The organism is Acinetobacter sp. YH12095, from assembly GCF_013419245.1.
Taxonomy (GTDB): domain Bacteria; phylum Pseudomonadota; class Gammaproteobacteria; order Pseudomonadales; family Moraxellaceae; genus Acinetobacter; species Acinetobacter towneri.
This window is the reverse complement of record NZ_VPAL01000004.1, coordinates 1-15487: the sequence shown is the minus strand read 5'-3', so window position 1 is coordinate 15487 and position 15487 is coordinate 1. Positions and strand designations below refer to the sequence as shown.

Here is a 15487-nt window from a genome sequence, read left to right as displayed (position 1 = left end):
TCTACATCTAGATTAAGAAAAATGTTGCTAGGTTGATCACAAGACCACATCATCGAGCAAATATAAAAAAACCAGCCTTCTCGGCTGGTTTTTTTAATGAGAACTCAAGTTTTTAGACTTAAGCGCCAATTTTACGGTATTTGCTACGTTTGGTTGCCAGATCATCACCATATTTCTTACGGCGATATTCTTCAAACTCAGTATAATTACCTGTAAAGAATTCTGGTTGCTCATCTTCGAATGACAAGATGTGCGTTGCAATACGGTCTAGGAACCAACGGTCGTGCGATACCACCATCACTGTACCTGGGAAGACTAAAATTGCATCTTCCAGTGCACGTAAAGTTTCAATATCCAAGTCGTTTGATGGCTCATCCAGCAAGATCACGTTTGCGCCCTGCTGTAGAATTTTTGCCAGTTGTAAACGGTTACGCTCACCACCCGACAATTCACCAACGCGTTTTTGCTGATCCTGACCTTTAAAGTTAAAGCGACCAATATAAGCACGCGATGCAATTTCATAATCGCCCACTTTCAAAATGTCTAAACCGCCAGAAACTTCTTCCCAAACAGTTTTGTCATCATCTAGAGTGTCACGAATCTGACCGACATAAGCCACTTTTACCGAGTCACCTAAAGTCACGCTGCCCGTATCAGGTTGCTGCTCGCCAGTCATCATACGGAATAAAGTCGTTTTACCCGCACCGTTTGGACCGACAATCCCCACAATCGCTGCAGGCGGCACAGTAAAGGAAAGGTTTTCGTAAAGTAAGCGATCACCAAATGACTTGCTGATGTTTTCCACTTCCACCACTTTGTTCCCTAAACGTGGGCCAGGTGGAATATAAATTTCAGAAGTTTCGTTACGCTGTTGGAATTCACGCGAGTTAAGCTCTTCAAAACGCTCCATACGCGCTTTGTTTTTCTTTTGCTGGCCTTTCGCATTAGAACGTACCCATTCCAATTCTTTTTTCAAGGCTTTAGCAAAAGATTCTTCTTGCTTCTGTTCTTGCTCTAAACGGTTATTTTTCTGCTCTAACCATGAAGAGTAGTTACCTTGATATGGAATACCATGTCCACGGTCAAGTTCTAAAATCCATTCTGCAACGTTATCCAAGAAGTAACGGTCGTGGGTAATTGCCACAATCGTACCCGGGAAGTCTTTTAAGAAACGCTCTAACCAAGATACAGATTCTGCATCCAAGTGGTTCGTCGGCTCGTCTAGAAGCAGCATGTCTGGTTTAGACAATAACAAACGGCATAAAGCCACACGACGACGCTCACCACCCGATAATTTGTTAACATCAGCATCCCAAGCTGGCAAATTTAATGCTGCCGCTGCTTGTTCAAGCTGATTGTTCAGGTTGTGTGCATCCCAAGTTTGGATAATCGCTTCTAACTTCTCTTGCTCTTTTGCAAGTTTGTCGAAATCTGCATCTGGATCTGCATATTCTGCAAAAACTTGGTCTAAACGCTCTAAAGCATCTAAAGCTTCACGCACACCATCTTCCACGTTGCCGCGTACATCTTTGCTCGGGTCTAGTGGTGGTTCTTGCTCAAGATAACCAATTTTGATGCCTGGCTGTGCACGAGCTTCACCAGAGAAATCTTTATCTACGCCCGCCATAATACGGAGCAAAGTCGATTTACCTGCACCGTTTAAACCAAGCACACCAATTTTCGCACCTGGGAAAAATGATAAGGAGATGTCTTTCAAGATTTCGCGCTTAGGCGGAACCATTTTCGACACTCGGTTCATCGTATAAATATATTGGGCCACGTAGGACTCCTCAATAGAAAACCAAATCTGGGGCTCAGATGAGCAGCCCCTGCTCTAATGAGCGAAAAAATAATCGGGTATTATACCTGAATACGGAGAAAAAATAAGACACCACAAACATCTTGCATGCTTTGTTACAACTCTAGCGATCAGCGGATAAGCACAGGACTTTTTGCCTGCTATATCAAATTTACAGCTAAATATTGCAGCATTTTTACACTTTCTTTCATATTTAAAAGTGCTAGACTCAAACCAATTTAACTCACGAAGATGAAGTAAACATGACCTATAAAGACGAAACTTTGGCCATTCATGCAGGCTATAGCCCAGAACCAACCACCAAAGCCGTGGCTGTGCCTATTTACCAAACCACTTCTTATGCCTTTGATAATACGCAACATGGTGCCGATTTATTTGATTTAAAAGTACAAGGCAATATTTACACCCGTATTATGAACCCAACCACTGCAGTATTGGAGCAACGTGTTGCAGCACTTGAAGGCGGGATTGGCGCATTGGCTTTAGCATCGGGTATGGCTGCAATTACCTACGCAATTCAGACCATTACCGAAGCAGGCGATAACATTGCTTCAGTATCAACTTTATACGGCGGTACTTACAACTTATTTGCCCACACCTTGCCTAAACAAGGCATTGAAGTACGTTTCTTCGATTATCAACAGCCTGAAAGCTTACGCGACCTGATTGATGACAAAACCAAACTGGTCTTTGTAGAATCCATTGGTAACCCATTGGGCAATATTATTGACCTTGAAGCGATTGCGAAAATTGCGCACGAATACGGCATTCCAGTGGTGGTGGATAACACTGTAGCCACGCCTGTCTTGCAAAAATCATTTGATTTTGGCGCAGACATCATCATTCACTCACTGACCAAATATATTGGTGGTCACGGTACGTCTATTGGCGGCATTATTGTCGATAGCGGTAAATTCCCTTGGGGCAAATATCCTGAGCGTTTTAAAGCCTTAAATACACCTGACCCAAGTTACCATGGTGTGAACTATGTAGAAGCCTTAGGCGCTGCAGCATTTATTGCACGTGCACGTGTAGTACCACTACGCAATACAGGTGCAGCGATTAGCCCGCATAACGTATTCCTAATTTTACAAGGTTTAGAAACCTTAAGCCTGCGTATGGAACGCCATACTGAAAACGCGCAAAAAGTAGCGGAATATTTACAGGCACATCCAAAAGTGAAATGGGTCAATTACGCAGGTTTGAAAGATCACCCGCAACATGCGTTGGCACAAAAATATGTGAAAGGCAAACCTTCTGCAATTCTGTCTTTTGGTGTGCAAGATGGCCGTGAAGGCGGAACCCGCTTTATTGATGCACTGCAATTATTCACACGCTTGGTCAATATTGGCGATGCCAAGAGTCTGGCTTGCCACCCTGCAACCACCACTCACCGTCAGTTGAGTGCAGATGAACTCAAAGCGGCTGGTGTGAGTGAAGATATGGTGCGTTTATCCATCGGGATTGAACATGCCGATGACTTAATTGCCGATTTAGAGCAAGCTTTAGCAGCCGTATAAAAACTCATCAGTTCAAACTTTGTACTGGCATCCTGCTGATTAATTTCAACAGGATGCTTTTTTATTTTAATTTTTCTTTGTATGTCTTTGCATTAGCTTTATTTCATGGTAAAAATAAAGATATACAGCTCACAAAAATAGAGCAATTACTCTAAATTCATTTTTAAATTCAACCACTTATTCCATAGCTTTTTTTGTGCAATCGGCTATCATAAAGCCAAGTAAAACAGTTCAAATTCAGTCTGAAATTTGAATCGTCAATCTCAATAAAAATGACAACTCAGGAATCTAAATCAGGAATATTAGCGTGAAGCCAAAATTAGAGAAACTTTTTCAACAGCGTGTAAATGGTAAAGTTGCCCTTATTACAGGTGCATCGAGTGGTATTGGTTTAACCGTGGCACATAAGCTAGCCGATGCAGGTGCGCATGTGCTTTTGGTGGCACGTACTCAGGAAACGCTCGAACAAGTCAAAGCTGAAATTGAAGCACGTGGTGGCAAGGCTTCAGTTTTCCCTTGTGATCTAAACGATATGGACTCTATTGATGCTGTATCGCAACAAATTCTTGCCTCTGTCGATCATATTGATATTTTAATTAACAACGCAGGCCGCTCAATCCGTCGTGCAGTACATGAGTCGGTTGATCGTTTCCACGACTTTGAACGTACCATGCAGCTCAACTATTTTGGTGCTGTGCGTTTGGTACTCAATATTTTGCCGCAGATGATGCACCGCAAAGATGGTCACATCATCAATATTAGCTCGATTGGTGTATTAGCCAACGCAACGCGCTTCTCGGCTTATGTGGCATCTAAAGCCGCATTGGATGCGTTTAGTCGCTGTCTATCTGCAGAAGCGCATACACACAAAATTGCGATTACTTCGGTGTATATGCCATTGGTTCGTACCCCAATGATCGCACCAACCAAAATTTATAAGTACGTGCCCACCCTTTCACCTGAGCAAGCGGCAGATTTAATTGCTTATGCGATTGTGAAACGTCCGAAGAAAATTGCGACACATTTGGGTCGTTTGGCTTCAATCACTTATGCGATTGCACCAGACATTAACAACAAACTCATGTCGATTGGTTATAACTTATTCCCAAGCTCTACCGCTTCTGTGGGCGAGCAGCAAAAACTGAACTGGGTACAAAAAGCGTATGCGCGCTTGTTCCCAGGTGAACACTGGTAATTTATACACAATTCAAGTTTTGCTTTAGGCGACCTACGGGTCGCCTATTTTATTTCCGATCATTTCATATTACGTTATTTCAATCTTGCAACATCTACTGCAAGAGATAATGTTAACAAGCTTAATCTTATGTCCATGCAGCTTAAACAAAACATTCAATTGCACCTTATTTTTATGCTATAACACAGCTGTTTTAAGTATTTTGAATGGATTATGCGAGCACTAGCCCTCATTTTACAGTATGGCTGTTTTGCCTTTGCCTTATTTTTAAGTTATCAGGTTGCAACGGCGCTTTATCAGCAAGAATATGAACTTTTAGAGGTTGTTGCCGATGTCGGCACGATTTTAATTTGTATTGATTTGGGCGTATTTTTATTTAGCAGCAAAGCCTCACAAGGTTTAAATCTTCAGGAATATGCTCGCCAACTTGAAGCACCACCGTCAAAACTAGTCGCAGTGACTCGTAAACTTGGACATTTGGGAATTATGCTGATTTTGGTGAGTTGGATTATACCGTTGATTTAAAATCCATCAAAAAATCTGTATATAAAAATGTTCCTGCAAAACAAAAAGCTCCCGAATTTCGGGAGCTTTTTGTTTGCGTAATTAAAACTTACTTCGAACCTTTAATCCCTGCTTGTAACAACAATGCGCCTAAACCACCAATTTTATTTTCTTGCGGTTTAGCAGCTTGTGGTTTTTTCACTTGTGAACGGTCTGACTGAGGACGTGACTGCTGTGGACGTTTCGCCTGTGGCTTACGCTCTGTACGTTGCTCTTGATCACGACGTGGCGCACGCGCCGCTTTTGCAGGTGCAGCCGAACCTTCAGGACGCATCGATAAATTCACGCGGTTACGTTCTACATCAACCTGTAACACACGCACTTGCACGATTTGACCTGGTTTCACCACTTTATGCGGGTCGGCCACAAATTCATTGGCCAACTCAGAAATATGCACCAAACCATCCTGATGTACGCCCACATCCACGAAAGCACCAAAGTTGGTCACGTTGGTTACAACACCTTCAAGCTGCATGCCTTCAGTCAACTGCGCCACTTCAGTAATATCTTCACGGAATTTAGCCGTACGGAATTCAGGACGTGGGTCACGACCTGGTTTTTCCAATTCAGACAAAACATCCTGAATAGTTGGTAAGCCGACTTGCTCATCCACAAATTCTTCAGCATTCACCGAACGGATAATTTCAGTATTACCAATAATATCTTTAACCGTGGTCGCTTTGGCAGCCACAATTTTTTCTACTAAACCATAAGATTCAGGGTGCACTGCAGAAGCATCCAAAGGCTCAGAACCTGCCTGAATACGTAAGAAACCTGCTGCTTGTTCAAAAGTACGTTCGCCTAAACGCGGTACGTTTTTCAAAGCTTGGCGATTGTCAAAACGGCCATGTTCTTTACGGTATTCAACAATTTGCTGTGCAATGGCTTTATTCAAACCTGCGATATAACCCAAAATTGCTGAAGATGCCGTGTTGACATCGACACCGACCGAGTTCACACAGTCTTCTACCACAGCTTCTAAGGTTTTTGCTAAACCTGCCTGATTCACGTCATGTTGATACTGACCCACACCGATTGATTTTGGATCAATTTTTACCAACTCTGCCAATGGGTCTTGCAAACGACGTGCAATCGACACTGCACCACGAATCGACACATCTAGTTCTGGCAACTCTTGCGATGCCAATTCAGAAGCTGAATACACAGATGCACCCGCTTCAGATACAGACACACGTGTTAATTTCAAGTCACTGTGCGCCGCCATCATTTCTGCCACAACCGCTTCAGTTTCACGGCTTGCAGTCCCGTTACCAATCGCGATTAAATCAACATTGTGCTCACGGCATAAACGTGCAAGTTCTTCAATCGCGCCTGCTTTGTCTTCTTTAGGTGCAAATGGATAAACCGTGCTATGTGCAACCACATCGCCAGATTGGTTCACCACAGCCAGTTTGACACCTGTACGGATGCCAGGGTCTACGCCCAGCGTACAACGCGCACCTGCAGGTGCAGAGAGCAATAAATGACGCAAGTTTTCTGCAAAGACATCCATCGCTTCAGCTTCGGCAGCCAAACGCTTTTCAGTCAATAATGAATGTTCGATTTGTGGACGCACTTTGCCCAACCAGAACAATTTTGCCGTTTGCTTTAAAAAGTCCTGACGTGCTTGCGGCTGAATTTGATCTAAATTGTATTCAGTTTCAATACGTGCCAAAGGTGCACTGTCTTCACCATCAACTTTTAAACCCAAGACGTTTTCTTGGCGACCACGCAACATCGCCAATAGGCGATGTGAAGGCACTTTGTTGAGGTTTTCTGAAAAATCGAAGTAATCACGGAATTTTTTGCCCACTTCTTTTTTCTCTTCAGAAGCAACCAAGCTTTTTAATACCGCTGTTTTGGCAAAAATTTCTTTTAATTCTGTGGTTAAGGCAATATTTTGTGCCCATTCATCAATCAGAATGTGTTGTACCGCATCTAGCTGACTGTCTGCATCAGGATAGTCTGCATGACTAAAGCCTGCTAAAGCTTCGCTTGGCTCAACCTGTTCTGCAAAAATTTGCGCTGCAATTGGGCCTAAACCTGCTTCTTTAGCTTTAAACGATTTACTGGTGCGTTTTGGACGGTAAGGCGCGTAAATTTCTTCTAAAGCATTTTTGGTTTCAGCAGCGTTAACCCGTGCCAATAAATCATCAGATAATTTATCTTGTTCTTTGAGTGATTCTATTACTTTTTCGCGACGCTCATATAAATCACGTAAATACGATAAACGTGTATCGAGCTGACGTAGCTGCGTGTCATCTAAACCTTGCGTCACTTCTTTACGGTAACGTGCAATAAATGGAACGCTAGCACCTTCATCAATAAGTTTGATGGCAGCTTCTACTTGATTTGGTCGTACGGCAAGTTCTTTTGCTAACTGCTGAACTAAGTCAGTCATCGTGTGTGATCCTACAAGGATAAGTACTAAAAGCCATGATTATAAAGACCAACACTATAAAATCCACAATTGTTTTATGAATTTTATAAATGGTGGTTTTTTGGCGATTTTTGCCAATTCGGCTAAATTTTATAAATCTAAATAAAATTCAGGCTTATGTTAGACTCAAACGGACAAATATGTCAGTTTTTCGCATGGGAATGCTGTATATATTTGGTATCTATGTCTTGATTTTATCTGCAATATTTGTTGCTTTAGAGCATAGGCAATAGATACCAATGAATCGTATACTCAAAGCCAACTCAACTTTTTGTTTACGATGACAATAAAGAATAAAGGAGCACATCATGAGTTTAGTTGTACCTGCTGAAAAAACAGATGCCGTACACAGCGAAACTGACCGCGTTGAACGCATTCTCGTTGTCGATGATGATGTGCGTTTACGTACCCTGTTACAGCGTTTCTTGGAAGATAAGGGCTTTGTGGTCAAAACTGCCCACGATGCGACACAAATGGATCGTTTGTTACAGCGTGAACTGTTCTCTTTAATCGTGCTTGATTTTATGCTGCCTGTTGAAGATGGTTTAAGTATTTGCCGTCGTTTACGTCAATCTAACATCGACACGCCAATTATTATGCTGACGGCTCGCGGCAGTGACTCTGACCGTATTGCAGGACTTGAAGCAGGTGCAGATGATTATTTACCAAAACCGTTTAATCCAAATGAGCTGTTAGCGCGTATTCGTGCTGTATTGCGTCGTCAAGTGCGCGAGGTACCAGGTGCACCAAGTCAGCAAATGGAAGTGGTTGGTTTTGGCCCATGGTCACTAGATTTATCGACCCGTACTTTGACACGTGAAGGTCAGGTCGTGACCCTAACTACAGGTGAATTTGCAGTACTCAAAGCGTTGGTACAACATCCTCGTGAGCCTTTAACCCGTGACAAGTTAATGAATTTGGCGCGTGGTCGTGAATGGGGTGCGATGGAGCGTTCGATTGATGTTCAGGTTTCACGTTTACGTCGTTTAATTGAAGAAAACCCTGCCCGTGCACGTTATATTCAAACGGTTTGGGGTGTCGGTTATGTATTTGTTCCAGATGGTGCGGAATAAGTTGAAAATGATGTGAGGCTTCAGCCTCACATCTTCATGCAATGATCAACATTTATGCACACCGATCATTGTGCTAGATTTAAAGAACAGACATTCCAATAACAAGTATATTCATCATAAAATTTCACTCACTAAATTCGCTTTACAACCTCTGCCACAGGACAAGATGTGAAACTCGAACCCATCGACCCACAAGAATTTACCGACTATGTGGCGTATTCTGAAAAGAAACGTACCCGCTGGGAGCGTTTTCTGGACAAAATCAAACCACGCTCTGCAGCCATGCGCACCACGGTACTGGTGGTTTTTGTGGTGTTGTTTAGCCTGTTTATGTCGTTGTGGTTCTTTTGGCGCACCTTGTATTTACCTGAAATTCAACAACACGCCCGCTATTTAGCGGTTGAACTGGAAATTTTAAACAATCCAGATTTGCGCATTTTTCACAATGAAGCCGAAGTCGATGTCGATGCGTGGCTTAAAAATCGGGTCGGCATTGAATATGTAACCGATCCACGTGAGTTTCCTAATGTACGGGAAAAAGTCATTGCAGAGTTTTTTACCCAACAAATAGAAAAGAAACTGGCAACTGAATTAAAAATGCAGGATGTCACGGTCTATTTCCAGTTCAAACCAAGCCCGCGTATTTGGATTCAAACCCCAGAAATGAATGGCAACTGGGTACGTGAACCCCTTAAAACCTATGCCAACTACAGCCCTGAATTGGTCTTTGGCTGGCTTTTGGGTATTCCACTGTTAGCTGCAGCAATTATTTTAACTCTAGTACGTCAGCTGAATCGTCCTTTGCGTCGTCTGCAAAATGCCGCCAATAGCTACAGTAAAACAGGCAAAGCACCTTATTTAGAAACCAATCACGGTCCGCAGGAAATTCGTGAGGTCAACCAAGCCTTTAATCACATGATTTATACTTTGGAACAGACTGAACGTGACCGTCGTATCATGTTGGCAGGTATTTCACACGACCTGCGCACGCCACTGACACGGATTCGTTTAAGTGCCGAAATGATGCCCGATGATGATTTTTTAAAAGAAGGCTTAATTTACGATGTAGAAGATATGGATGCGATTTTAAATCAATTCATTTCTTATATGCGTGATGGTTCCGATGAAGAATTACAAGAAACCGATTTAAATGTTTTGCTGCAGGAATTGATTATTCAGTTTAAACCGTTGGATATTCGCTTTAACGCACAAGAATTACCTTTAATTCAGGCGCGCAGTTTGTCGCTGAAACGTCTGATTGGCAACCTGATTAATAACTCGAAACGCTATGGTGCAGAGCCAATTGAGTTGTCTGCAGAAGTGCTGGATGAACACATTCGGATTAGCGTGGCAGACAACGGTACAGGCATTCCAGAAGACCAAATTGCCGATTTAATGCAGCCTTTTGTACGCGGCAATGAAGCACGTACTGTACAAGGCAGTGGCTTAGGTTTGGCAATTGTAAAACGTATTGTCGATATTCATCAGGGCGAGCTCACCATTCAAAACCGTGAACACGGTGGTCTTGAAGCCATCATTACCCTGCCGTTACAACCTGAAATCGTTGAAGAAAAAAATAATGTTGGCACGCTGGAAAAAATCAAACAAAGTTTGAGTGAACACTTCTAAACGGCTGACGCTTTTGATCTCTATCTGGCTTGCTATATACCAATTTCAGACCAACAGCAAATCGGATGGACGATCAAAGTAAAAAATTCAGATGGTGCATATCAAAATTGTATAAAAATATATCAAACAAATTGTAATATTTACCTTTTGATATATAAATAAACGATTAAATTCAATTATTTATGTATTATTTTATATTTTTATACCACCATTTAGGCAAAAAATTAGACCTTAGCCTAACACCTATGCAAAATACCTTTTTTGATCGGTACAATCGGTATCAGTCTAGTATTTTACGAGAGTTCGCCATGTCTTTAGATCGCATCCGTTTAGCCTCCCTCCACGACAAAGTAATCAGCGCAGAACAAGCTGCTGAATTCGTTCAAGATGGTATGACCGTAGGTATGAGTGGCTTTACTCGTGCGGGTGAAGCAAAAGCTGTTCCACTTGCATTGGTGGCACGCGCTAAAACCAATCCTTTAAAAATTGACTTAATTACTGGGGCAAGTCTTGGTAATGATTTAGACAAGCAATTGACTGAAGCAGGTGTTTTGGCTCGTCGTATGCCGTTCCAAGTAGACAACACTTTGCGTAAAGCAATTAACCAAGGTCAAGTTATGTTCATTGACCAACACTTGTCTGAAACTGTTGAGCAAATGCGTAACAACACGCTAAAACGCCCAGACATCGCGATTGTTGAAGCAGTTGCAATTACTGAAGACAGCTTAATTATTCCAACAACTTCTGTAGGTAACTCTGCAAGCTTTGTTGAATATGCAGATAAAGTCATTATCGAAATCAACACCACTGTAAGCACAGAATTTGAAGGCCTACACGACATTTATATTCCTGAAGCACGTCCAACACGTGGTCCAGTGCCATTAACTCACGTTGAACAACGTATTGGAACCAAAGGTATTCAGTTAGACCCTGCAAAAGTTGTGGGTATTGTATTTAACGATACCTTGCTTGACTCTCCATCTAACGTGACCGATCCAGATGACGAAACTCAAGCAATTGCAGATCACTTGATCGCATTCTTTGAAAACGAAGTAGCACAAGGTCGTTTACCGAAAAACTTGGCACCTTTACAAGCAGGTATCGGTTCAATTGCAAATGCAGTATTAACAGGCTTCAAACACTCTAACTTTGAAGACTTGGTGATGTACTCAGAAGTACTCCAAGACTGTACGTTTGAATTGATTGATGCAGGCAAAATGAAGTTCGCTTCTGGCTGTTCAATGACTTTGTCTGAAAAATGTGGCGATCGCGTATTTGGTAATCTTGCACACTACAAAGACAAATTCATTTTACGTCCACAAGAAATTTCTAACTTCCCTGAGTTAGTACGTCGTTTAGGCATCATTGGTATTAACACTGCACTTGAGTTTGATATTTACGGTAACGTGAACTCAACCCACGTATGCGGTACCAAAATGATGAACGGTATTGGTGGTTCAGGTGACTTCGCGCGTAACGCACACTTGGCGATTTTCGTGACTAAATCGATTGCGAAAGGCGGTGACATTTCATCTATCGTTCCAATGGCTGCGCATGTAGACCACAACGAACACGACGTTGACATCTTAGTCACTGAGCAAGGTTTAGCAGATTTACGCGGTCTTGCACCACGTGAACGCGCTCGTGCGATTATCGACAACTGTGTACACCCAATGTACCGCAATGCATTGAATGATTACTTTGAGCGTGCATGTGCAAAAGGTGGTCACACTCCTCACCTACTTCGTGAAGCATTATCTTGGCATGCAAACTTCGAAGAACACGGTCACATGTTGACTCCTGCACAACAAGAATCTGCGCAACCAGCATAATTCGCGTGCAATAAAAAACGCCCTGATTTTTCAGGGCGTTTTTTTATGTCTTAAGTTTTTATGTCTTAGATTGTCACAAGGTCATTTGCGACAACGCACTCCATTTTACTCAAATGCCAAAGCTTTAAATTCATCTATAAAATGCTGCCCTAACTGGCGTAAACCATCCACACTGAGTGTGGTTTCAATCACACCCAAAGACACCACATCACGTTGAATTTGCAGCACAGTTTGACCTTGCGGGTTGATATAAAAACGAGAACCCAAAGTTGCAAATTTGCTTGCTAAGTCTAGGTTTTGTTCAGCTCGAACTTGATTTACCACATCTTGCGCGGTAAAACGGTATTGATCATGCAGCAAATTTAAGCTGTTGGATTGCCCATATTCTGCACTTAATGCACAATCATCCAAGACCTGTAAAGGCTGATCAAGATTGGCAAAAGCAGTCGCAGGGAGACTCAGCGCAAGACTGAATAAAATAGGGAGAGAAAATTTTAACATTGGACACCTCGCACATAGGTAAATTACACCTGTGGAGAAACATCCTTTTTTCACCAACTTATATTTTAAGTTCAAAAATCACTCAATACATTGACTTTTTATACCAAGCGACCTAAACGCAGCAAAACTGGAAACTGAATTTCCAAGCCCTGAGCAGGTTGCTGCTGCAACAATTGTTGTAATTCAAGCAAGGGCGTATCAGTATGTTGCTTTAAATAATGCTGCAGTCCCGACCAAGTGTTTAAATAATTCAGCAATTGTGCTGCCGACCAACGATATTTCAGGCAAAGTTCGGGTGTCACGATTTCTTGAAATGGGAAAGGAATCGTGCGATATAAGTCATCAATATAACGACGTTCAGCATCCCAACAACCTTTTAAGGTCTGAAAATACAAGCGTTGAATTGCGGTATTCACCTCAGGATCTACAGCTTGAATCAGACCGTAGCCCACCGCAGCAAATATTCCACTCGGTTTTAGCACCCGATGCACTTCGGCATAAAAGGCATCAAAATTGAACCAGTGAATCGCTTGTGCAACGGTAATTAAATCCACACTCGCATCTGCCAATCCGCTGTCTTGCGCCAAGCAGATACGATAACTCACATTTGCCCACTGCGGTGCCAAATCCAACTGTGCTTGACTTAAATCTGTGGCTAAAATCTGCTGAAAATGTGGTACCAATAACTGGGTAAACTGCCCCGAACCGGCACCACAATCCCAGGCAAAAGTTCGTTCAGGTACATGCTTTAAAATTTCCTGGACAATTTCTGCAGAATAAGCCGGACGGGCCTGTTTATAGCGCAAGCTGTCATCAGAAAACAGATCTTTCATTTAACGATGCTCATAATATTTATAAATTTAATCAATGACCTGATCAATTCTAAAACTGGTCTGGGCAATGAGCACCCGCTGATCATTCAATTGATAATATTTAACATCGTATGGAGCCAATTTCCAGCTCTGGGCAGGATTAAAACTGACCCGGTGGTTCCCGACTGGCTGAGCATATAACGGAGTAATGATCTCTGAAGAACATGACTAGCTCACAGGCTGAAAACAGCCCCAATTTTCAACTGCGCAGGCATTTGCCACTTTCTCGCGGCGGCAAATATAGGCTTCGCTGGCAAAGCTAAGGATTTTTTCAAAAGAAAAATGATTACTTTTTCGGTGTCGGTAGCTCAGGTACAGAAAAATTATTTATAGAAGGTTCAATCGTACCAATGCTGACATTTTTCAGGTCGAGCTGTATATGCATATCACGATCGATGGGCTGCATACTGTTGCTATTGCTACGATCAATATGCTGCATACTGTTGCTACGGTTTATACCAAAGGGTTGCAACATAATATACAAGCCTTGTGTAGGATCACTCGACTGTAAACCCTGAGCAATACTCAATACATACTGTTGTAGAAAGGGCGATAACGAATTTAGGTCGGGTTGTGCTTGTAAGGGCTGAATTTCCAGATTGGCAACCACATAGCTGTCGATCATAAAGTTTTGTGCTTCACGTGAATTACGAATAACTTGATGCTGTAAAGCACGGAGATTTTTTTCATCATTCTGATACGGCACAATCCCGGTTTCTGTACGTAACTCTGGCTCGGCCAGTACGTGCAGGGTGGGTAAGGTCACCGCGTCATCCGCGTGGACCATCATGCTCCATGGACAGCCCAATATCAGCAGCAAAGGATATATTTTTATAAATTTCATAAACTTGTCTCGCAACGTAATTTCAGGACAATGCAGTTTTACACCATGCAAGAAAAAAATTTTTCACTGCAACCGTATACGTTTTATAGCCTACCTGAAAATCAATTTTGGCTCACCTTGACTCGGATAAACGGTCTTTTTCACTTTCTTAAATCTATTATGGGTATGCAATTTTTCTTGGAATTTTAATGCGCTTTGCATGTAATTATAATTCTCTATGACCAACCTAGAGGCGAAAAAAAAACCTCAAACAGTGTTTGAGGCTTTTTGAATATGGTGGCGAGACCCAGGATCGAACTGGGGACACACGGATTTTCAATCCGTTGCTCTACCGACTGAGCTATCACGCCAATGCCGTGTATTAAGCCGTATCTCGGCTGAATAGTCAATAAAAATCATCACTTTTTTATTTGATCGCATAAATTTTATGCAAAAAAAATCCCTGATGGGATCAGGGATTGAAAACGTTTAACCGTTTTGAATATGGTGGCGAGACCCAGGATCGAACTGGGGACACACGGATTTTCAATCCGTTGCTCTACCGACTGAGCTATCACGCCAATGACGCGTATTAAACAGTTTCAGCTGTAAATCGTCAATAGTCTTTTTCGCTTTTCAGTGCAAATGTTTACTTTTACAGCAACCTCATTCTATTTCTGCTGAAATATCACCCAAAAATTTAAAAATGAGTTCTTTTCCAATTAAATTTTGACAAACTTCCGATACGCGAATGTGGGGCACGGATGCCCCACGTTACCCATCACGACAAGGATGTCGTGTATGGGTAACAAAAGACTTTTGCCTACTTTGGGTCTTGCCAAAGTAGGAAGATGCCTACGCAAAGCTATTTAAACCTTAGCTAAAAATTGTGGCTGTGCAAGCACAAAAAACAATATAGGATTTAGTTGACATCCTCCCCGACCTAAAGGACGGAGATTCCTACTGCTAGACGCTCATGTCCGAGCGCAAGAATATTCAGTGCGGAATTTACATCCCGATCATGGAGCGTACCACACTCCACACACTGCCATTCTCTTATTCCAAGTCCTGCTCTACCTTCCGGACTACTGGAGCGTGAGCCACAGCACGAACAAGTTTGGGTGGTATAGGCTTCATTGACTTCTTCATAACATACCCCTGCGTTCTCGCATTTATACTTGAGCATGGTTCTTAGTGTTGTCCAACTGGCATCTAGCAC

12 protein-coding genes and 2 tRNA genes are annotated in these 15487 nt (G+C 42.3%); 6 read left to right on the top strand and 8 right to left on the bottom strand.

What is annotated here, in order from left to right; translation table 11 throughout:
• Positions 1-118: 118 nt before the first annotated feature.
• Complete coding sequence (gene ettA, locus FTU35_RS04460; protein WP_004974427.1) at positions 119-1780, bottom strand: energy-dependent translational throttle protein EttA; 1662 nt, start codon at positions 1778-1780, stop codon at positions 119-121.
• Positions 1781-2061: 281 nt separating this feature from the next.
• Between ettA and FTU35_RS04455 the strand changes: the two genes are divergently transcribed.
• The 3 genes from FTU35_RS04455 (at position 2062) to FTU35_RS04445 (ending at position 5059) form a co-directional block, all read left to right on the top strand.
• Positions 2062-3339 (top strand): O-acetylhomoserine aminocarboxypropyltransferase/cysteine synthase family protein, encoded by a 1278-nt coding sequence (locus tag FTU35_RS04455; RefSeq protein WP_004974425.1) that lies wholly within the window; start codon positions 2062-2064, stop codon positions 3337-3339.
• Between the two features lie 307 nt (positions 3340-3646).
• Entirely contained in the window at positions 3647-4534 is an 888-nt protein-coding gene (locus tag FTU35_RS04450) for an SDR family NAD(P)-dependent oxidoreductase (protein WP_004974423.1), read from the top strand.
• Between the two features lie 213 nt (positions 4535-4747).
• Positions 4748-5059 carry a hypothetical protein gene (locus FTU35_RS04445; protein WP_180064524.1) on the top strand — a complete coding sequence of 104 codons (312 nt, stop codon included), beginning with the start codon at positions 4748-4750 and terminating at the stop codon, positions 5057-5059.
• Positions 5060-5147: 88 nt separating this feature from the next.
• On the opposite strand, the gene FTU35_RS04440 is transcribed toward FTU35_RS04445, so the two are convergent.
• Positions 5148-7499, bottom strand: a complete 2352-nt coding sequence (locus FTU35_RS04440; protein WP_154320241.1) for a Tex family protein — start codon at positions 7497-7499, stop codon at positions 5148-5150.
• A gap of 347 nt (positions 7500-7846) precedes the next feature.
• Between FTU35_RS04440 and ompR the strand changes: the two genes are divergently transcribed.
• From ompR to FTU35_RS04425, 3 genes are all read left to right on the top strand, one after another.
• Entirely contained in the window at positions 7847-8611 is a 765-nt protein-coding gene (gene ompR / locus FTU35_RS04435) for a two-component system response regulator OmpR (protein ID WP_104852661.1), read from the top strand.
• 168 nt (positions 8612-8779) lie between these two features.
• Positions 8780-10240 (top strand): ATP-binding protein, encoded by a 1461-nt coding sequence (locus FTU35_RS04430; RefSeq protein ID WP_004974413.1) that lies wholly within the window; start codon positions 8780-8782, stop codon positions 10238-10240.
• A 308-nt stretch (positions 10241-10548) separates the two neighbouring features.
• Entirely contained in the window at positions 10549-12072 is a 1524-nt protein-coding gene (locus FTU35_RS04425) for an acetyl-CoA hydrolase/transferase family protein (RefSeq protein ID WP_004974412.1), read from the top strand.
• Between the two features lie 105 nt (positions 12073-12177).
• Here FTU35_RS04425 and FTU35_RS04420 read toward each other — a convergent pair whose 3' ends face one another.
• From FTU35_RS04420 to FTU35_RS04395, 6 genes are all read right to left on the bottom strand, one after another.
• Positions 12178-12573 carry a hypothetical protein gene (locus tag FTU35_RS04420; RefSeq protein WP_004974410.1) on the bottom strand — a complete coding sequence of 132 codons (396 nt, stop codon included), beginning with the start codon at positions 12571-12573 and terminating at the stop codon, positions 12178-12180.
• Positions 12574-12671: 98 nt separating this feature from the next.
• Entirely contained in the window at positions 12672-13406 is a 735-nt protein-coding gene (locus FTU35_RS04415; protein WP_154320240.1) for a class I SAM-dependent methyltransferase, read from the bottom strand.
• A 325-nt stretch (positions 13407-13731) separates the two neighbouring features.
• Positions 13732-14235 carry a hypothetical protein gene (locus FTU35_RS04410; RefSeq protein WP_228274489.1) on the bottom strand — a complete coding sequence of 168 codons (504 nt, stop codon included), beginning with the start codon at positions 14233-14235 and terminating at the stop codon, positions 13732-13734.
• 328 nt (positions 14236-14563) lie between these two features.
• Positions 14564-14639, bottom strand: a tRNA-Phe gene (locus FTU35_RS04405).
• A gap of 134 nt (positions 14640-14773) precedes the next feature.
• Positions 14774-14849 (bottom strand) — tRNA-Phe (locus FTU35_RS04400).
• Positions 14850-15211: 362 nt separating this feature from the next.
• The coding region (locus FTU35_RS04395; RefSeq protein ID WP_180064523.1) for a zinc ribbon domain-containing protein at positions 15212-15487 on the bottom strand (276 nt) is incomplete at its 5' end.